This window comes from Caproiciproducens sp. LBM24188 (genome assembly GCF_054130445.1).
The window spans coordinates 1,268,560-1,285,274 of record NZ_CP196862.1; the positions used below are offsets into that span (position 1 = coordinate 1,268,560).

13 protein-coding genes, 2 tRNA genes and 2 pseudogenes are annotated in these 16,715 nt (G+C 42.7%); 8 read left to right on the forward strand and 9 right to left on the reverse strand.

From position 1 onward, the window contains the following. The 6 genes and pseudogenes from ACSVDI_RS06070 to ACSVDI_RS06095 form a co-directional block, all read left to right on the forward strand. On the forward strand, nt 1-1,296 hold the full coding sequence (locus ACSVDI_RS06070; protein ID WP_457945415.1) for an FtsK/SpoIIIE domain-containing protein: 1,296 nt from the start codon (nt 1-3) through the stop codon (nt 1,294-1,296). Between the two features lie 180 nt (nt 1,297-1,476). After that, nucleotides 1,477-2,409 (forward strand): rolling circle replication-associated protein, encoded by a 933-nt coding sequence (locus tag ACSVDI_RS06075; RefSeq protein WP_457945416.1) that lies wholly within the window; start codon nt 1,477-1,479, stop codon nt 2,407-2,409. A 2-nt stretch (nt 2,410-2,411) separates the two neighbouring features. After that, entirely contained in the window at nt 2,412-2,687 is a 276-nt protein-coding gene (locus ACSVDI_RS06080; protein ID WP_457945417.1) for a hypothetical protein, read from the forward strand. 57 nt (nt 2,688-2,744) lie between these two features. After that, the gene (locus ACSVDI_RS06085) at nt 2,745-3,884 is read left to right on the forward strand and encodes a tyrosine-type recombinase/integrase (RefSeq protein WP_457945418.1); all 1,140 of its coding nucleotides are present in this window, start codon (nt 2,745-2,747) and stop codon (nt 3,882-3,884) included. Between the two features lie 628 nt (nt 3,885-4,512). Further along, nucleotides 4,513-4,983 (forward strand): annotated as a pseudogene (locus tag ACSVDI_RS06090) (DNRLRE domain-containing protein); the annotation flags it as partial. 27 nt (nt 4,984-5,010) lie between these two features. After that, a pseudogene (locus tag ACSVDI_RS06095) lies at nt 5,011-5,238 on the forward strand (hypothetical protein); the annotation flags it as partial. 1,096 nt (nt 5,239-6,334) lie between these two features. On the opposite strand, the gene ACSVDI_RS06100 reads toward ACSVDI_RS06095, so the two are convergent. Then, nucleotides 6,335-6,862: a nitroreductase family protein gene (locus tag ACSVDI_RS06100; RefSeq protein WP_457945419.1), complete on the reverse strand. Its 528-nt coding sequence runs from the start codon at nt 6,860-6,862 to the stop codon at nt 6,335-6,337. A gap of 209 nt (nt 6,863-7,071) precedes the next feature. Between ACSVDI_RS06100 and ACSVDI_RS06105 the strand changes: the two genes are divergently transcribed. Next, nucleotides 7,072-7,145 (forward strand) — tRNA-Gln (locus ACSVDI_RS06105). Nucleotides 7,146-7,172: 27 nt separating this feature from the next. Then, nucleotides 7,173-7,249, forward strand: a tRNA-Pro gene (locus tag ACSVDI_RS06110). Between the two features lie 911 nt (nt 7,250-8,160). Here ACSVDI_RS06110 and ACSVDI_RS06115 read toward each other — a convergent pair. The 8 genes from ACSVDI_RS06115 to ACSVDI_RS06150 all read right to left on the reverse strand — a co-directional run bounded on the left by ACSVDI_RS06115 (nt 8,161) and on the right by ACSVDI_RS06150 (nt 16,714). Further along, entirely contained in the window at nt 8,161-8,478 is a 318-nt protein-coding gene (locus tag ACSVDI_RS06115; RefSeq protein WP_457945420.1) for a hypothetical protein, read from the reverse strand. Nucleotides 8,479-8,543: 65 nt separating this feature from the next. Then, nucleotides 8,544-9,203, reverse strand: a complete 660-nt coding sequence (locus ACSVDI_RS06120) for a hypothetical protein (protein WP_457945421.1) — start codon at nt 9,201-9,203, stop codon at nt 8,544-8,546. After that, nucleotides 9,200-9,532, reverse strand: coding sequence for an AbrB/MazE/SpoVT family DNA-binding domain-containing protein (locus tag ACSVDI_RS06125; protein WP_457943357.1), 333 nt, complete (start codon nt 9,530-9,532; stop codon nt 9,200-9,202). The genes ACSVDI_RS06120 and ACSVDI_RS06125 overlap by 4 nt, the downstream gene beginning before the upstream one ends. A gap of 72 nt (nt 9,533-9,604) precedes the next feature. Next, nucleotides 9,605-10,528 carry a helix-turn-helix domain-containing protein gene (locus tag ACSVDI_RS06130; protein ID WP_457945422.1) on the reverse strand — a complete coding sequence of 308 codons (924 nt, stop codon included), beginning with the start codon at nt 10,526-10,528 and terminating at the stop codon, nt 9,605-9,607. A gap of 67 nt (nt 10,529-10,595) precedes the next feature. Further along, nucleotides 10,596-12,392, reverse strand: a complete 1,797-nt coding sequence (locus ACSVDI_RS06135) for a type IV secretory system conjugative DNA transfer family protein (protein WP_457945423.1) — start codon at nt 12,390-12,392, stop codon at nt 10,596-10,598. 29 nt (nt 12,393-12,421) lie between these two features. Continuing rightward, entirely contained in the window at nt 12,422-13,348 is a 927-nt protein-coding gene (locus tag ACSVDI_RS06140) for a DUF3991 domain-containing protein (RefSeq protein WP_457945424.1), read from the reverse strand. A gap of 12 nt (nt 13,349-13,360) precedes the next feature. Further along, nucleotides 13,361-16,153, reverse strand: a complete 2,793-nt coding sequence (gene mobP3, locus ACSVDI_RS06145) for a MobP3 family relaxase (RefSeq protein ID WP_457945425.1) — start codon at nt 16,151-16,153, stop codon at nt 13,361-13,363. A 147-nt stretch (nt 16,154-16,300) separates the two neighbouring features. Further along, entirely contained in the window at nt 16,301-16,714 is a 414-nt protein-coding gene (locus tag ACSVDI_RS06150) for a hypothetical protein (RefSeq protein WP_457945426.1), read from the reverse strand. Nucleotide 16,715 lies beyond the last annotated feature (1 nt).

A 16,715-nucleotide genomic window follows, 5' to 3' on the forward strand; every position in this document is an offset into this window, starting at 1 on the left:
ATGAAAAAGAAACGGCGATTTCATTTTGTTTCCTTAATGCCAAAGCTGTTCGATTGTTTTGACTTGTATAAAATAGAGTTACTATCTGTAATTGTTATATCTTGTGCTTCTGTTATTCTTCTTTACAATATATCAATTGCTCTGGCTCGGATTTCAAGCGTATTTAATACTCTAAGTTTTCTTTTATTTGTACCGTGGGGATTTGGGCTGTTCAAGCTGTGGCAGTCTTTTTTGAGACATAGGAAAAGTATAAATAATTCTATGGCAAAGAATTTGAAATGGTTTTTGGCTTCTCATAATCTTTGTAAGAAGAATGGGGATACAATAATTTATTCTTCAAATCTCGGCTTTTATGAAGACTGCGAAACAATAATTATACGAGCTATAAAGGATGGTGGAGCTTTTTCTGAAAGCATGAATACTTTTGATAATGATTTGTCCTCACTTGTTGGCTTGTCCTTAGATAACAAGGTGGACACTATTAATTATTGTGATTATGTTTTCAACAAAAAGCAGGATTCGAGAATTATCTTGGATGGCAGTGCTAAGTCATATAATAACAGCACTGTTATTCCTCTATCCTCAAATCTGTCTTGGAATATAGTTAGACAGCCGCATATGCTCCTTGCGGGCGTGACCGGCTCCGGAAAAACCACGTTCATAAACTATTTAATTCTTGAAATGAAGAAAATGCGTGCTGAGGTTTACATTTGTGACCCCAAGAGAAGTGACCTTGGTAGCTTACGGCACGTTTTCGGCGATGAGTTTGTTGCCACAGACGTAAACAATATTGCAAAAATTACAAGGATTGTCAAAGAAAAAATGGAGCAACGTTTCATAAACTATAAGGAAAATGCCGAAAAGTTTGTATACGGTAATTCTTTTGTAGATTATGGTTTAAAGCCTGTGTTTATTATCTTTGATGAACTAGGCGCCTTCCGCGCTGGAGCTGACAAGAAAGTATTTGCCGAGGCTATGTCTAATTTAACTGAAATTATTCTTAAAGGCAGAGAAATGGGAATATTTGCCATTCTTGCAACCCAGCAACCAAATTCCCAAAATATACCGACTGAATTGCGCGATAATTTATCTGTGAGAATTTTCCTTGGAGCGGGAAGTGTGGAAGCTTATCGTATGGTCTTTGGCGAAGATATAAAGGACTTGCAGTCTGTAAGCGCAGTCGGTACTGGTTACATATATCTTGATGGATTGGGATGGTCGAAACCTAAGTTGTTTGAATCGCCGTTTTTGGATTATAAAAAATTTAATTTTATGGAGGAATTAAAAAAATATTAAGTTAAGGGGGCAAAAATGTTGGGTTGGGCAGGCAAAGCCGTAGGACTTTGAGTGGAACGACTGCCTTACCCAATATTTTTATCCCCTGTGCGTAGCACGAAAATCTTCTTCCTTTATTAACTTGACTCTTATGTTAAATCGTCAGCTTTTTAAAATTTTATTTAAATTGGGCATTTGGTGGTGATAAAGATTAAATCTGAAAAAATTGACAATGTTCGTCCCCCACCTGAAAGCACTGTTACTGTAAAAAAATGTGGGAATGTCACGGAATTGCGGTATCAACAAAGTAAAACGGGAGGGAGTATTCAAAAATGGGACAAAGATAATTACATTGACTTAAAAACTGGTGAGTTTAAGGAATTTCGGCATTCTGATCTGAGGGTAAGCCATCTGGAAAATATTTCACGCAGTTTGAGAAATTTACGTGACTTAATCAATACCAATGTTACTAATCCTGCTAACTGTCAATGGGTAACACTCACGTATCGGGTGCACATGACTGATGCAAAGCGTGTATATGATGATTTCCGAAAATTTAATATGAGATATCAAAACTATCTAAAAAAAATGAACTTAAAAGCAGAATATATTTCTGCAATAGAGCCCCAGCAGACAGGGTCTCTACATTTTCACGTAATATTTATTTTCCCTGAAAAAGCCCCTTTTGTAGAAAATGATAAATTAGCGAAGATATGGGGTCAGGGATTTGTAAAAATAACTTCGCTTAAAAGTGTAAAAAATGTAGGCGTATATCTTAGTTCTTATCTTTCAAATCTAGATGCGCCGAATGATATAGATATTGATAAGTTTAAAGACAATAACAAATTTAAAATAGTGAACGCTGTTGATGAAAACGGAAATAAGGTAAAAAAAGCTATTATAAAAGGCGCTCGGCTATATTTTTATCCAACAGGCTTTCATATAGAGCGACATAGTAGAGGAATTAAAAAGCCTGAAACTTATGAAACAACTGAGGCCGAGGCAATGAAGGAATTAGACGGTGCTGTTCTTACATATGAAAAAACCATACAGCTTTCAGATGATGGAAAAATTATTAATCAAATAAATTATAGGCATTACAATGCTTTAATGAAGGAAAAGGAAGGTGACTAAATTTGAATACTCCCCCGATTACAGCTATTGATACTGCATTGGCGATTTATTATAAATATCCTGAAATCGGTAATTCGCATATTAAGGCGTTGTTTGGAAAGCATTCATCAGCTACTATAAACCGCCTGAAACAGCTAGTAAACGCAGAAATGATATCAAGAGGAGTTCATTCATATACCGCTCATTATGTAAATACAGAGATTGCATACTCTGTATGGGGTCTGGATGTGTCTGACCTTGAGAAACGCCGTGCAAAGTTGAAAAAATTAGGGTTATAATCAAATTTTATTGATGGCTCTTTCTTTATGAGGTAGAGCCTATTAGGAGGGTTAAAGGTGCCGATTTATAAGGTTGATGGAGTTAAGCAAGAGGGACTCCAGAAATATTTGGTGCGCATAAATTTCTTGGATAATCATGGCGCAAAAAAGCAGCTAACGAGAGTTGCTTTTGGTTCGGACAACGCTAAGAATTTAGAGCGTAAGTTGTTGCAAGAGGTAGAAGAATGTGTTGCCCCTTCTAAAATTACATTACAAGAACTATATCATGAGCATATTGATGCTTTGAAGTTTGAGATTCGCGAAAGTACACTGGAAAAAAAGAAACAGATTTTTCGATTGCATATTTCGCCTATTCTTGGTGACATCAAACTTGATAAGTTAAACGCCAAAATTTTGCAGGATTGGAAGTTGCAAATTGAAGCTGGCAATTACACATTGAAAACTAAGAGGAATATTTATGCAGAGCTACGAGCAGTCCTTAATTATGCTGTTCGAATGGAGTACCTACCCAGAAACCCACTGCAAAAAATAGGAAATTTCAAAAGTACACTGGAATTAAAGTCTGAAATGAGTTACTATACAGCTGAGGAGTTCTTGAAGTTTATCAATGCGGCATTAAAATCCGCTAAAGAGGTGGAGAGACTTCGCAATAGCTATTCAGAATGGGATTATTATGTGTTCTTTAATATCGCGTTTTACTGTGGGCTGCGAAAGGGCGAAATTTTTGCTTTGAAATGGTCGGATATTGACGGTGATGATTATTTGCACGTTACTCGCAGTCTTAATCAGAAGCTTCATGGCGACGATAGAGAGACAGCACCAAAAAATAAATCGTCTATACGCACTTTGCAATTACCAAAGCCGCTTGTGGAGGTCCTGAATGCCCATAAAACGAGACAAGAGCAATTATCAGGTTATAACGACGATTTTAGAATTTGTGGCGGTGTACGTGCTATAAGAGATACTTCTGTACAGAAGAAAAACATTGAATATGCGAAAATGGCGGGTATTCATGTTATTAGGATACATGATTTTCGGCATAGTCATGTATCAATGCTTGCAAACGCTGGTGTAAATATTCAAGAGATCGCTCGGCGGCTTGGACATAGCGATATTGAAATGACTTGGAATACATATAGCCATTTATATCCCAAGGAGGAAGAGAAAGCCATTGAAATTCTTAATAAAATCACTTGATTGTACACGCTCGGTACACGTTACGATTAAATTTCGAGATATTTTATTTAAATGATGTTATAATAGAATAGGTGAAAAAGCCTGATAAATAAAGGGTTTAGCATGGTATTTGAACAGGAGAAAACAGCAAGAGAATAAATAAATAGTTCTCGTCATCTCCACCAATTCAAGATAAGGCGAACCCCGTACGGGGTTCGCCTCTGATGTTTTTATCTTCACCATAGAAATAGCATCAATTCCCATAAATGGAATTGATGCTATTTTTTATGAATATTACTGTATGCCCGCCGCGTTTTGCTCCGAGCCTATTTTTTGTCGTTTATAAATAGCCATAAACTTCAGTTTACCTTATATGAAAACCGACCGGATGTTCATTATTTAATTAGGAAATGTCCCACATGTATTTTTGATTTGTGTCAAACCGAAAATGGTCACGTATTATATCAATAGAAAAGGTACAAGTGCAAATTCAGAGCAGCGATCAACACCTTATCAGGTTCCGCAATCTAATTTGCGCAAGAACCCGCACCCTATGTTATTATATGTGCCTGCGTGAAATTAAGTGAATGAGCTTCATCGGTGAACAAAAGAGTATTATTCAATTTATGAGAAAAGAAGGTTTGCTCGTATGCCTACTATTACACTCAATGCAGCTGGAACTACCTTTGTTGCCTCAGCTCAACCAAATACTAATTTTGCAACTTACCCCACGATCTATACTGGAACCGACCCATCATTCGATTTTACGATCAGTTATTTGAAATTCGATTTGAGTTCAGTACCGGTTACAAGGGTTGACAGTGCAATACTTGAGTTAACAGTTCTTGCTAAAACCGGCGCTTCACCCAGTTTGGTTGTTGTTAACAGAGTAACTGCCCCATTTGATATTAATACCATAACCTTTAACACACAGGTAGCTTTTGCGCCAACATCGTCTCAGAGAGTAGTAACAGCAGAAGATTTGTATCAAAGAGTACAATTTGACGTTACAGATATTGCTAACCAATGGTTAGATGGAACATTTCCGAATTATGGATTGGCACTTACAAACACAGATGGTACTACTGTTGTCCAATTCGCCTCTAACAATATTTCTTACGCACCATATTTACCCACACTCATTTTAACCTATTCTACAGGTCCGACCGGTCCAACGGGTCCAACCGGCCCGACCGGCCCAACGGGTCCAACCGGTCAAACTGGCCCGACGGGTCCAACGGGTCCAACCGGCCCATCGGACGGTCCAACCGGCCCAACGGGTCCAACCGGCCCGACAGGCTCGACCGGTCCAACCGGCCCAACCGGCCCATCGGATGGTCCAACCGGCCCAACAGGAGCAACAGGTCCAACCGGTCCGACAGGCCCAACTGGTGCTACAGGCCCAACTGGTACAGTTCAGCCAAATCCATTTGAAATCTTTGTTCAAGCTGGAGCGATTGATGGAGATGGTACACAGGCAAAGCCATTTGGAACAATACAAGAAGGGGTGTTAGCCGTAGCACCAACGGGCGTTGTTCATGTGTTAGGTGGAACTTATTCAATCACTTCACAAATAACAATAAACAAAGCAGGAGTTACAATACAAGGATACCCAGATACAGTTGTATTAGTGCAGGCCGCGGTAATTGCCTTCCTTGTTACAGGAAACGGTGTAACAATAGATGGATTAACGATTACCAGTAATAATCCGTATGCTATTGAATTCATTCAATTTGCGGGAATAAACCATAAGTTAACAAATAATGTTATCTTTGGGCCTCCTCAGGTGGGTCCGTCGTCCGACTGGGTTGTTAACCGGGGATTTGTCACGCAGTCAAATGTACAGAATTTGATCGTTCAGAATAATATTTTCTACTCGCTAAGACAACCAGCTTACCTCAATCCAAACTCAACCGGTAATATCGTTGACAATGTGGTTTACAATACACGTGGATTTGTTGTAGATAGAGCGATATTTGTCTTCTCAGGAAATTCATGGGGAAGCCCTGCCAATGCAGTTGATATCGCGTTGTTGGATGGTACACTGTTCGGTTCGCCCTATGATCCCTTGACTGATTTAAGCAATAACAATAGCGTTGCCAACATCAGTGATCAAAGGACACCATGATAACCTATGCAGAGTCAAATGAGTGATGTTTTCGAGGCCTTGTTTATCCGAATCCTCGCATAGTCCAAAAGCAGCACGAACATCCTTTTAATGAAAGAAACATGTTTGGATTTCGCGCGTTTACCTCCACCAGCTGGCTGAGCCTGCACGTAATTCACGCTCCTCACATCGTGGGGAGCGTTTTGCTTTGCGCGCACGTTTACGCCTTATATCTTTTTTGTACGAATTGAATCAATAGAAAACCCGCATAAATACTGAAAATCCAGTATCTATGCGGGTTTTGCTATAAACGGAATTCACATTGAAATGTTTTAAGTAGGCGTTTTGATAGGCGCTGTACTATTTACCTTACATAGCTGATGTCATTGTCGCGCCTTTCTTTCGGTGCCGGCGCGTTTTCCTTCGGATACCCCAGAGCGACGCAGCCGAAGGGGATATATCCTTCCGGAAGTTTGAGCTGCGGCAGAATTTCTGCGTCACGCAGGCCGTCTACGACGGAGCAGATATAGCAGGTGCCCAGCCCATAGGCATAAGCGGCCAGCAGAATGTTCATAATGGCGCACGCCACGTCCTCGCGGTTATATTTGAATGCTTCGGGAGCAGACAACACAATGACGGTGGGTGCATTGTAAAAGGGGGTATGACCCGGTGAATATTTGCCCCCGTTGCGGGCTGTGGCATCAACAATATCCGACAATAATTTCTTATTCTGGATTACTGTAAAATGACGGTTCTGCATTCCCATGGAGGAGGGGGCATATTTTGCCGCGTGCAGAATATCAGCCAGTTCTTCCTCAGAAATTTGTTCTGGACGAAACGACCGGATGGTACGACGGTCGAGCAGGGCTTCAATGGTATGATTCAAAATCATATTCATTCCTCCAACGGTGATATTTGGGATTCTTTACAATATATAGTGGATAATGTTTAAAATTATATCCTAATACAAAAGATAAAGCAACCTGTTTTTCGTGAAATCTGTTGATCTTTAAAAAGTTGCATTTTCTTTTCAAAAGAGGGTTGACAAATTCCTATATTTTGATATAATAGTCCATGTTGTTTCGCTGCTGCGAATGTTGATGCGGAATTGTGTAAAGGTAGCACGACAGACTCTGACTCTGTTTGTGAGGGTTCGAATCCTTCTTCCGCAGCCATAGCCCCAAAAACGGGGCTTAATTTTTCGAGGTGTGGCTCAGCTTGGTAGAGCGCTACGTTCGGGACGTAGAGGCCGCTGGTTCGAATCCAGTCACCTCGACCATGAAAAATAAAGGGTAGAAGCATATGCTTTTACCCTTGTTATCAAATAATTATATACTCAGAGGTGCTAAGTACATAATTATTTGATAACACAAGGCGGAAGTCTTATGCTACCAAATAATTTATGTATCACAAAGGATTGTTGGCACAATCACATGGGAATTAAAAAATTCCTCTCCCAGGTTCTCTGGAAGCTGCCCCCAATACAGTGACGTTGGCCGGGCAGAAGTATCATTATCACTTTGCCGGGGTTATCGCACATCCAATTGCCAACTTGGATATCAGCATGCAGATGATCGCAAATGCGGCTGTGCCGGCTTTGCGGTGTCCAACGTTTCCGCTCCGACAAAGAAAGTCTTTGTGTTACACTATGATTTCTTCAATCGTTGCAGCGATTGATTGAAATATTTTTCAAAGTGCGCCAACCTCACGCCGCGAATAAGATAATTCGCATTATGAGGTACACAATGCATATCGCATTGTGGGGGTTTTGTGGAAAAACAAAAGTCTGCACCCTCACTGGCCAATAAGGGTACAGACCTTGACATGTATCCGAAATGCGTGTTAAAATAACAGCGCAAAAACGGCATTCACAAGTCATAATGGGTATTGTCCACCCTTATGGCGGATGGGGATCAATCGTTTGCTGGACGGTTGGTTCCCTGTGGATGCTATTTTGTTATCCACAGATAGAATTATAATACAAGAAATTTAAAATTGCAAGGTAAAATTTAACAGTTTACTGTGTAATAGATCGGATTTACTCCGATCTTTTTTGGCTCTATGTCAATAGTTGTGATTACCCCAACTATTGACATATGTGGTTGATCTGATTAATTCTGACATGGACAAGGTAAATAAACCATAGTTGACGTGGAGCAGAAAAGGCTGCTCCACGTTTTTGGTTGTTTCCTATTTCGTAAGGACCAGAATCCCCTCTGTCATTCCCAGCAGGAACAGGATATCTCCATTTTTCAACTGGTTTTCTCTGACCCACGAAATGGGTAAAGTAATAAGCCCACCGATAATGGAGCAGAATTTGCGCGGCTGTACTCCTTTTTCGCAGAGATAGGCCGGCTGATAAAAAAGCTGTTGCTTTGATGTTTTAAAGACCAGCACGTCATTAATTTCCGATATTCCATAAAAGTGTAAATATTCTTTAGGAATATAAATGCGGTTGTGGATGAATAGCTTTGTCGGATAGCCAATAATTTTTCCAATGTATTTCATGAATTATCAAACCTCTCAATAAAAAGGCGGAGCAGGAAATCCTGTTCCGCTTCGTTCTGTTATTTTTATTCGATCTTCTGTGTAAAATTCTCAGTTTTCTCCTGCTCGAAGCCTTGTAAAAGATACTCATATTTCTTTTGCAACTCATCGCGTTCCATTTGGAGAATGTGGTAGTTATGCTCTAGATCTTTATGTTCTTTTAGAAGAGCTTCGTATTTTTCGGTAATCTGCTGCTTTTCAAGTTGCAGGATAGGTAATTGCTCATTTAATGCATAAATAGCGTTAATTTGATCATGCAGATTACGCTGGTTGGAAGTCATGGAATTTATTAGTTCCTCTCTTCTGGCTTCTTCTACAGCTAATTGTTTATCAATTGACGAAACAGCCGCATGTATTTCAGATGTTGTCTGCGAAATGCGTCCTTGTCCCTCTCTGATGAGATTTTGGCTCGCGTCGATTTTATCACTTAGTCGCTCATGGTCCTTAATAAGCAGATCCCTATTCTTGTCGTCATTATCCTGAATCCTTGTGTGTTCTGACTGAGAATCATTTCTATCCTTAAAGGTTCTCCAGATCTCGAAACCCAATTCTAACGCTACAATAATTAGGGAGCCTAGTACTGCATAATCCAAAGAATTACCCCATTTTATGCCCTTGTTTTCATATTCTATTTTAGCAAAATAGAGTAGTAAAATCAACATGGTAATTATCCCACTATAATTCATAATTGGCCCTCCTGAGAAAAAGTTGAAAATTTGACGGACGGACAGATGAGAATACAATCCTCCGCTGCAATCAAAAAGACGTAGTCACCAACCTCTACTCCGTTTGCCCGAACCCACTCCATCGGCAGATTAAACCTGCCTGCACTAATATCTTTTCGGACTCCTCCCTTTAGTTCAACGACGTCGGGAAATACCTGCAAACGGTTCCGGTTAATGATAACCTGTACGGACCCGGTTTCTGGAATATTCAGCAAATCCCGAAAGCTCCGGTTGATCACAATCCGGTGCCGCTCCGAAACAAGAACCGGAAGTCCAATAATTTCGTTCATGTTGTCCTCTCCAATCTCATTTTTCGCAAAGATGTTCTAAAGCAGGGAAAAAAGAATTGCCCAGCTGTGATATTATCCGGAGTCACTGAATTTTCGTTGCCTTCCGGTTAACTGGCTTTTCCATGACGATTTCGGATAAATATTCGCTGTATAGCACTTAGCTAATAGAGAGATAAAATACTCTTTTCTCTGCTTTAACGTAACCTTTGTTCTGGATATAGTTCTATGGGGTGTCACCGGTGACATGGGGGAGGGTGTCAAACGGATGAAAAAAAGATAAAACAGCACTTTCCAAAGGCTTGGGAAGTGCTTTCTGGAATGTTTTTTCCGATCCGTTGAAGCATTTAGTATGTACAGATTTACACTGGTTCCATTGTTTCCATAACGTTCCATCCGCGTCTGCGGGACAATGGATATTAAGCCTGCGCTTTTCAGTTTCCGAATAGCCCTGGTAACCGTGGCCACACTCATACTGCAGTCGGAGGCGATCCGTTTCTTCGATGGTTTGCATTGACCGGACCGGCCGGCATGAAAAAACAGACAGGAATACACTTTCATTTCAGATGGCGATAGCTTTACCTGAAATCCGGCAGGGCTACATTTGAATAGGCAAAGTTTTGTCTGAACGCCGTTCTGAGCCTTTTTTGTGTAATTATCGCAGTTAAATTTAGGCTGCGTTTGATTGGCCTGAGAAGCCACAATATCGTTTGTTGTGAGCTGGGGATTGTCGATCAGAATATAGTCATTGGAAGTCTGCTGACCTTTTTCTAAAAATCTGCGTTTCACTTCCAACAATCCTTTCCCACACAGTTCCCGAACCGCACGGTTCACCGTTGATACGCTCATATGGCAATGCATCGCGATGCTGCTCCGTTTGTAGAAGCTGGAACGGGTGCGATTGTTTGCACTCATGGCAAGAAAAGAGTAAACCTTAAACGCTGATTTTGAGAGGTTGGCCTGCAGGGCGGCACTGTTGCACAGGTAAAAGTTTTCCACGGCATATTCTCCTTATATAAAATTAGAGGGAACCGGTTCAGTCGGTTCCCTCTTTTATCAATTCAGGTTATATCAATTCATCCGAAATGTGCGTCTTCCGCACAACGGGAGGTTCCTCTGGAAGTGGAATTTCTTCCGGCTCCGGTTCTCGTTTCTGCGGATATTGGGCAAGTACTGCGGCCCATAGTTCATCTTTGCTGGCGTAGCGCACAGGGCGTGCCGCGAATTCCGGCATTTCATAGGGACAGTTTAGTTCAATTCCCCATTCGTTATAGCGCTTTAGAGTCGTTATAAACGGGTGGTTATGTGTTTTCATTAATACCCATTGATTTTTAGGCAGTGTTTTAAGTTTGTTTGCGCTAATCAATGGTTTTGATACCATATGATAATTTTGGGATGAACTTGTCTGAAGCAGCCCGTTTCCGTTGTAGGAAACGCCTCCCGCCTGAACCGTCATCTTTCCCAGCATATCGGAAAAATCGCTTGCACTTTTTGATAGTGGAGCCTGTCCGCCAACTAAGGCATTCTGGCAGGCTTCCAAAATGATGTTTGTTCCATCGCGGCCGTATTTTTTATCAAACTGCGCGACCGATTGCAGCATAGGAAAGAAAAGAATGTTTCTGGACCGCCCGGCCGTAAACATCTGATCCAGATTATCAAATTTCGGCATGGTCCCAATTTCGTCCAGATAAAAAAGGATACGCCGGTCCAATTTATTTTTTCCATCCTGGTTCGCGATGGTCAGACATTCGTTGTAAAGTTCAGAAACAAACAAATTGACGAGAAAAAACTTCGTGGGGTCTTCTTCCGGAAATACAATGAAAACAGCCACTTTATCGTTGCAGAACTGCTCTGCATCCACGTAGGAATCAAAGCAAAGGATTTGCTCTAATTCGCTGTCAATGAAGGAAAGCAACCGACTCATAGCCGTACTCATGACACTATGCATACTGGATTCCGCGGTGTTCAGAGCAGCTCCGGCCAACCATTTTGCTTTATGCTCCGGAGGAAGCAGCTCCATGAGTTTTTGATACTCATTCTTGGGCTTAACACTTTTATCTGCCTTTGACTTTACTGCCTTCGTCTGCAGCAACTCCTGAATGATTTTGAATACGCTGACAATATGGCGCTCGCCTTTTGCACAAAATTCGGAAACGAGCAGTATGGTGGACGCAATCAGCCCTTCGGCGGCTTCGTAGAAAAAGGCATTCTGTCCGCCGCCGTCGAACCCGTCCATATGTACAATGGTGTGCGCGGTAATCTTCGCATAGCGCTCCGCGCGCGCCTTGTCTTTTAAAGAGCCAGATGCTTTGTATTTGTCCATGTACTTGTTGACTAAATGCAGCAGATTAAAGCCGTTGCTGCGGGTTGGATTTCGCAGATCAATGACATAGGGGCGATAGTGATAATATTTCTGAGCGATTCCGGCGTAATCGCGAAAAGCGTCCCCTTTCGTATCCGTTACCAAAAAACTCATCCCGGAAGCACAAGCCAACTCCAAATTTGGATAAAGGATGCAGGTTGTTTTTCCTGCGCCCGGCGGACTGATAAGAATGGTGTTGCTGTCCGATGTATCTATTCTTGCACTGGTATGTTTTCTGGTTCCAAGATACCCCAAAACGGCACAAAACTCCACCGAAGTAGGAAGATTCATACCCATGCGCCACTTTTCCGGCTCGAATGGGATAACTCGGTAGGTGTCATTGATTTCTTTCTGTGTCGCTAGCCGCGCGTCACCATACTGGCCGTCGCCAACGGTCTTAGATTTGATATTTAGTGAACCTTGTTTCGCTTGCAAAATCATAATAATAACGATAAAAATTACCGCCACCATGGAAATAATGAAAGCGATGTTCCTTGGCATATCGATTCCTCCTCGATTTGATTCATATCTCACTGTTGACTCCTGCTTTTCTGGACTTCATTCCAATCTTTCAGATCTGGAACCATTACGCAGGTGTCATATCCTTTTTGTCCATAATCATGACAAAATTGCCTTGCAGCCACCTGTCCGTGATTTGGGGCAGGAGAACCGTCCTTGTTTTTCGCGTTTGCGTCGTTGTCCAAACAGAATACAATCTTTCGGATATTAGAATATTCAGACAAAAAGCGGGCCAGAGCACGGTCGCTCAGCCCGCCTAAAGCTAGGTAGTTGTGTTTTTTCCAGTTCTTATCCTTATGCAGACAGATAAAAGACATCAGATCAATCGGCGCTTCAAAAACGAACAGCCATTCCGAACCGCCAGAATAGTTGAAAAAATAGTCCTTCGATGAACCTGGTACGTCACGCCGATACGGTCGGTCAGAAAGTGTCCCCTTTTCGTGTGCCGACCGGGCCTTTCCAATCCTGTCATACCCGACGAATACGGCATTGTGAGTATTGCTGCTTTCATACAGGCTTCGCTGGTGGACAAAGAAGGAAATGATATCTGGGTCGATTTTTCGTTCCTGCATCAGATACGCATAGAGCCGTTTCATATTCCGGCTTTTCTGCGGCAGTTTGAACGGTTTCCGCTCCGGTGGCGGAGCCGTGTTTCGGTGTAACCTTACTCCGTTATAATCTTCCCCCAGCAGGGTTAGGACCGCGTCCGGAAACCGGCAGTTGTAGAAGGTACAGAGAAAATCAATGGCGGTTCCGCCTTCACCGGTGGCGTGTTCACAAAAAACATGGCCGCGAATCTTCACACTTGGATTCGCGGCCCACATCCACTCACTTCCGCTCCGCAGAACCTTTTCGCCCTTTGCTTCCAGAAATGACTTGATATCCGTGTGGGCAGCGCGGTCAATTTCCTCCTGGGTAAACTCCACATACTTTGACATTTCAATCCTCCTCTACATAGCCTGCTCCTGGTCATCGTATTTGTGTCCATGTTCTATCTTCCGCTCACGCTGTTTTTGCAGCAGCTTGCGGTCCTGCCGATACTTGTGTGTTGTGCTGTCTTTAATGCTGTCACCCATGCTTTGGCTGAGTGCCCGAAACAGACTCAGCACAGAGTTGACCGCCATGCCGGTTTCCATGGCATGGATCTGATTCAACCGCTCCGCTGCGGATTCATTTCCTGAATCCGCAGCCATTCGATACCACTCTTTGGCTGCGGTAACGTCGCGTTTTACACCCAGCCCGAATTCCAGCATGATTCCGATTTTATACTGTAACGCGTCATCCGGTTCTTCGTGATTAAGTTTTACAAAGGCTTGAAAAGCCTTAGTGTAAAATTCACCGGCTCGGTTTTCGTTCTTCATGACGCCATCGCCGGTTTGCAACATCCGAGCAAGCTGATACTGTGCGTGCGGGTCTTCCTTTTCCGCGCACAGCTCCAGCCATTTCGCCGCTTCCTTGGGATTAACATCTACACCTAACCCATGCAGATACATCCCAGCAATTCGTAATTCATCAGCGGCATTCGGCTGCCGCTTCTCCTGCTCTAAAAATTCTTCCAGTGCTTTGCGGTAGAGAATACCGGATAACTCCGTATCTTGTTCCATGCCCTGTCCGGCCGCACACATCTGCGCCAAACGGTAATCGGCATAGGGAACATTTTCTTTTGACGCCAATGTAAACCAGCTTGCAGCTGCAGAGCGGTTCTGTTCCACGCCGGTGCCGGTGTCAAACATTCTTCCGAGCGCATAATAGGCGTACCGGTCTTTACCTTCTGCGGCTGCTTTGTAGCAGTGCAGCGCTTCAGAGTAATCCTGTGGAACGCCCTCACCACCGTAATACATTTGTGCCATACAGTAATTGGAATGGATATGACCACCCTGTGCTGCCAACCGGTACCACCGGAATGCCTTCTCGTAATTCCGGTCGATACCCTCCCCGGAGTGTTCCATCCGACCCAAACAGTACAGAAGGTAGGCTGCGTCCTTACAACCGGAGTAACCTTCCTCAAACACTGTTCCATCTTCCACGTATTGTCCAATATCCAGCCCGTATGCCTTTTCCACGGAGTGCCGGAAATCCCAGTAAGCCTCCAGACAGTATTCCTTGCCGAGTTCCATGTCCATGTCAATACCGATTCCATAAAGATACATTTTCCCAAGCTCATATTTTGCAAAGGAATGACCGCTTTCGGCAGCAAGGCCGTACCACATCATGGCCTGTCCATAGTCCTGTTCTACGCCTTTTCCATAAAAGTACATCCGGGCCAGCTCATACCGGGCTTTCGCCAGTTCATATCCGGATTTTGCTGCACCATTCACTGCTTTGTTCCAACAATCGCGGAATCGTTGCTCGGCAGAGCTGCATTGTTCTACCGGTTCAAAGTCGTCCTGGACGTCCCAGTTTGCTGACTGTTCATAATCCGCCGGCAAACAATCCAGTTTTTCAGATGGCAGGGGGGCACAGAGAGATTCGTAAGAAAGCGGGGAAGAAAGGGACGATTCGTGCGCTCGGGCCAAGTTCACAGCTTCACGAATAATCTTGTTTCGAATAACCTGAAATTCGGATTGTCTTTCAAGAGGACCAATATCCTTTGGATTATTTCGATACATTCCCTGCAGCTCTTTGTGGTCCTCGCAGTAAAGACGGTAAAGTTCCTGAATCGCCGGTGTCTTTCCTAAATCAGCCATGATGTCATTAATCTGGCGGCGGAGCTGAAAATCTTTGATCCAGCCGTATTGTAGTTTCCCAGGGCGGTTCTTCAGAACATTCCCCAACTGCAACAGCTTATTACAGAGCGTGTCCATTTCTTTGTCACTGAACTGCCTTTCGGCATTTCGCGTAATCTCGGAAAGAATTTCATCCACTTGTTTTTTAATTCCCTCGCGCATTTCATCTTTATGTTCATAGATGTGATGGCGCTCATCCGCGAAGATCACTTCGGAAAATTCGGATTTCATTTGATTGATTCCCTCCCGGGTAAGTTTCCCGGATTTGGGATTGTCTGAAAATACAAGCAGATGAATGTGGGGATGGTGTGTAGTGTTGTGCATCCCGGCGTACCAGTGCAGTTCCGATACCGGAATGTTGGAAGCCTTTGCGATGATGTCAATCTTTTGCATTATGAGATCGCGCCACGGCTTCTGAGTATCATACCCAAGTGCATCTGCATCTTCTCGTCGCAGGGAAATGACATGCGTCCAGATGTTTCCCTTGCAGTTTGCAATTTCTTCTTGAGCCTTTTTAATATCCACTTCCGGAGCAGAAGAAAAAAGACCGTGTTCCCCAACACGGTCTACTCCGGGTCGCTTCCCGACATACTCAACTAAATTTTTTGCCCTGCCTAAATCCACTGCAAACCCCAATCCAAACTCTGCAGCGTGGGAGATTAGTTCCGTCGCGTTGCCGATGGTTGGGTTTGCTTTGAAGTCCTGATATTCCAAACTCTGTTTTGCTTCTGGAAACTCATGGAGAAGTTCAGCCAGCAATTTCATCTGCTTATGCGTAGCCGGTCGCGCAGCAACCTCAGTTTTCAGATTCAGCGGGTCCAAATTCAGAGCAGTAATATTTTCGTCATCCATAGAATGCTGCTTCGGCATGTTCAGCACCACGCTTTCCCGCGTGCCAACATAATTGACCAGGCCCATCGCTGCGTCCTTTGTCATGACATGTTTTCCGTCTGCCTTTTCTCCCACTTTGGCAATATGAAAGTATCGGGCGTTTAATATAAGTCTTGCGCCGGGCATTGGATTTCCTCCTTTAATGAGTTAAGCCTTGCTTAAATCGATAAAGATCTAAACAAGGCTTTTGAATGGTACGTAAGTATCAAGAGTGCTATTTCTTCAAAGCCACATAGAGCGATCAAGTTTCATTGATGAGCAAATTGATGCAACCTAATGCTTACCCTTTTTAAACCACCTACCAACGTTTACATATGTTCTACCATCCTTTCTTCCTCTAAAAGCAAAATTGAGTATACCCAAAATTGATACATCTCCCATTATAATAACCTCAGTGGCACTAATCACGAAATGATAATATGAATTCATAAAATAATAACATATTGGTATAAATGCAAGAAATATACTATGGGAAATCCATACGCCAAAATACAAATAAAGTAGCGGTTTGGGAATCTCTTTTCGATACCGGCTATATAAAAGCCATTCCTTAAATGTTTGCCCTTTTTTCCGCTCTTTTCTTGTTTTTTTATTCAATTGGAAATCTATTACACTCCAATATATCCATCTTAAAAAAAAAATCGTTAATGCTAACATGCTCAGAACAACTATAAATTCATCTTCCATA

What these genes read in the sequence shown, in the direction of transcription:
- ACSVDI_RS06120 (WP_457945421.1), bottom strand. Translation starts at nt 9,203, where the DNA reads ATGAATTATAGTGGGATAATTACCATGTTGATTTTACTACTCTATTTT.
- ACSVDI_RS06100 (WP_457945419.1), bottom strand. Translation starts at nt 6,862, where the DNA reads ATGATTTTGAATCATACCATTGAAGCCCTGCTCGACCGTCGTACCATC.
- ACSVDI_RS06135 (WP_457945423.1), bottom strand. Translation starts at nt 12,392, where the DNA reads ATGCCAAGGAACATCGCTTTCATTATTTCCATGGTGGCGGTAATTTTT.
- ACSVDI_RS06070 (WP_457945415.1), top strand. Translation starts at nt 1, where the DNA reads ATGAAAAAGAAACGGCGATTTCATTTTGTTTCCTTAATGCCAAAGCTG.
- mobP3 (WP_457945425.1), bottom strand. Translation starts at nt 16,153, where the DNA reads ATGCCCGGCGCAAGACTTATATTAAACGCCCGATACTTTCATATTGCC.
- ACSVDI_RS06140 (WP_457945424.1), bottom strand. Translation starts at nt 13,348, where the DNA reads ATGTCAAAGTATGTGGAGTTTACCCAGGAGGAAATTGACCGCGCTGCC.
- ACSVDI_RS06125 (WP_457943357.1), bottom strand. Translation starts at nt 9,532, where the DNA reads ATGAACGAAATTATTGGACTTCCGGTTCTTGTTTCGGAGCGGCACCGG.
- ACSVDI_RS06150 (WP_457945426.1), bottom strand. Translation starts at nt 16,714, where the DNA reads ATGGAAGATGAATTTATAGTTGTTCTGAGCATGTTAGCATTAACGATT.
- ACSVDI_RS06115 (WP_457945420.1), bottom strand. Translation starts at nt 8,478, where the DNA reads ATGAAATACATTGGAAAAATTATTGGCTATCCGACAAAGCTATTCATC.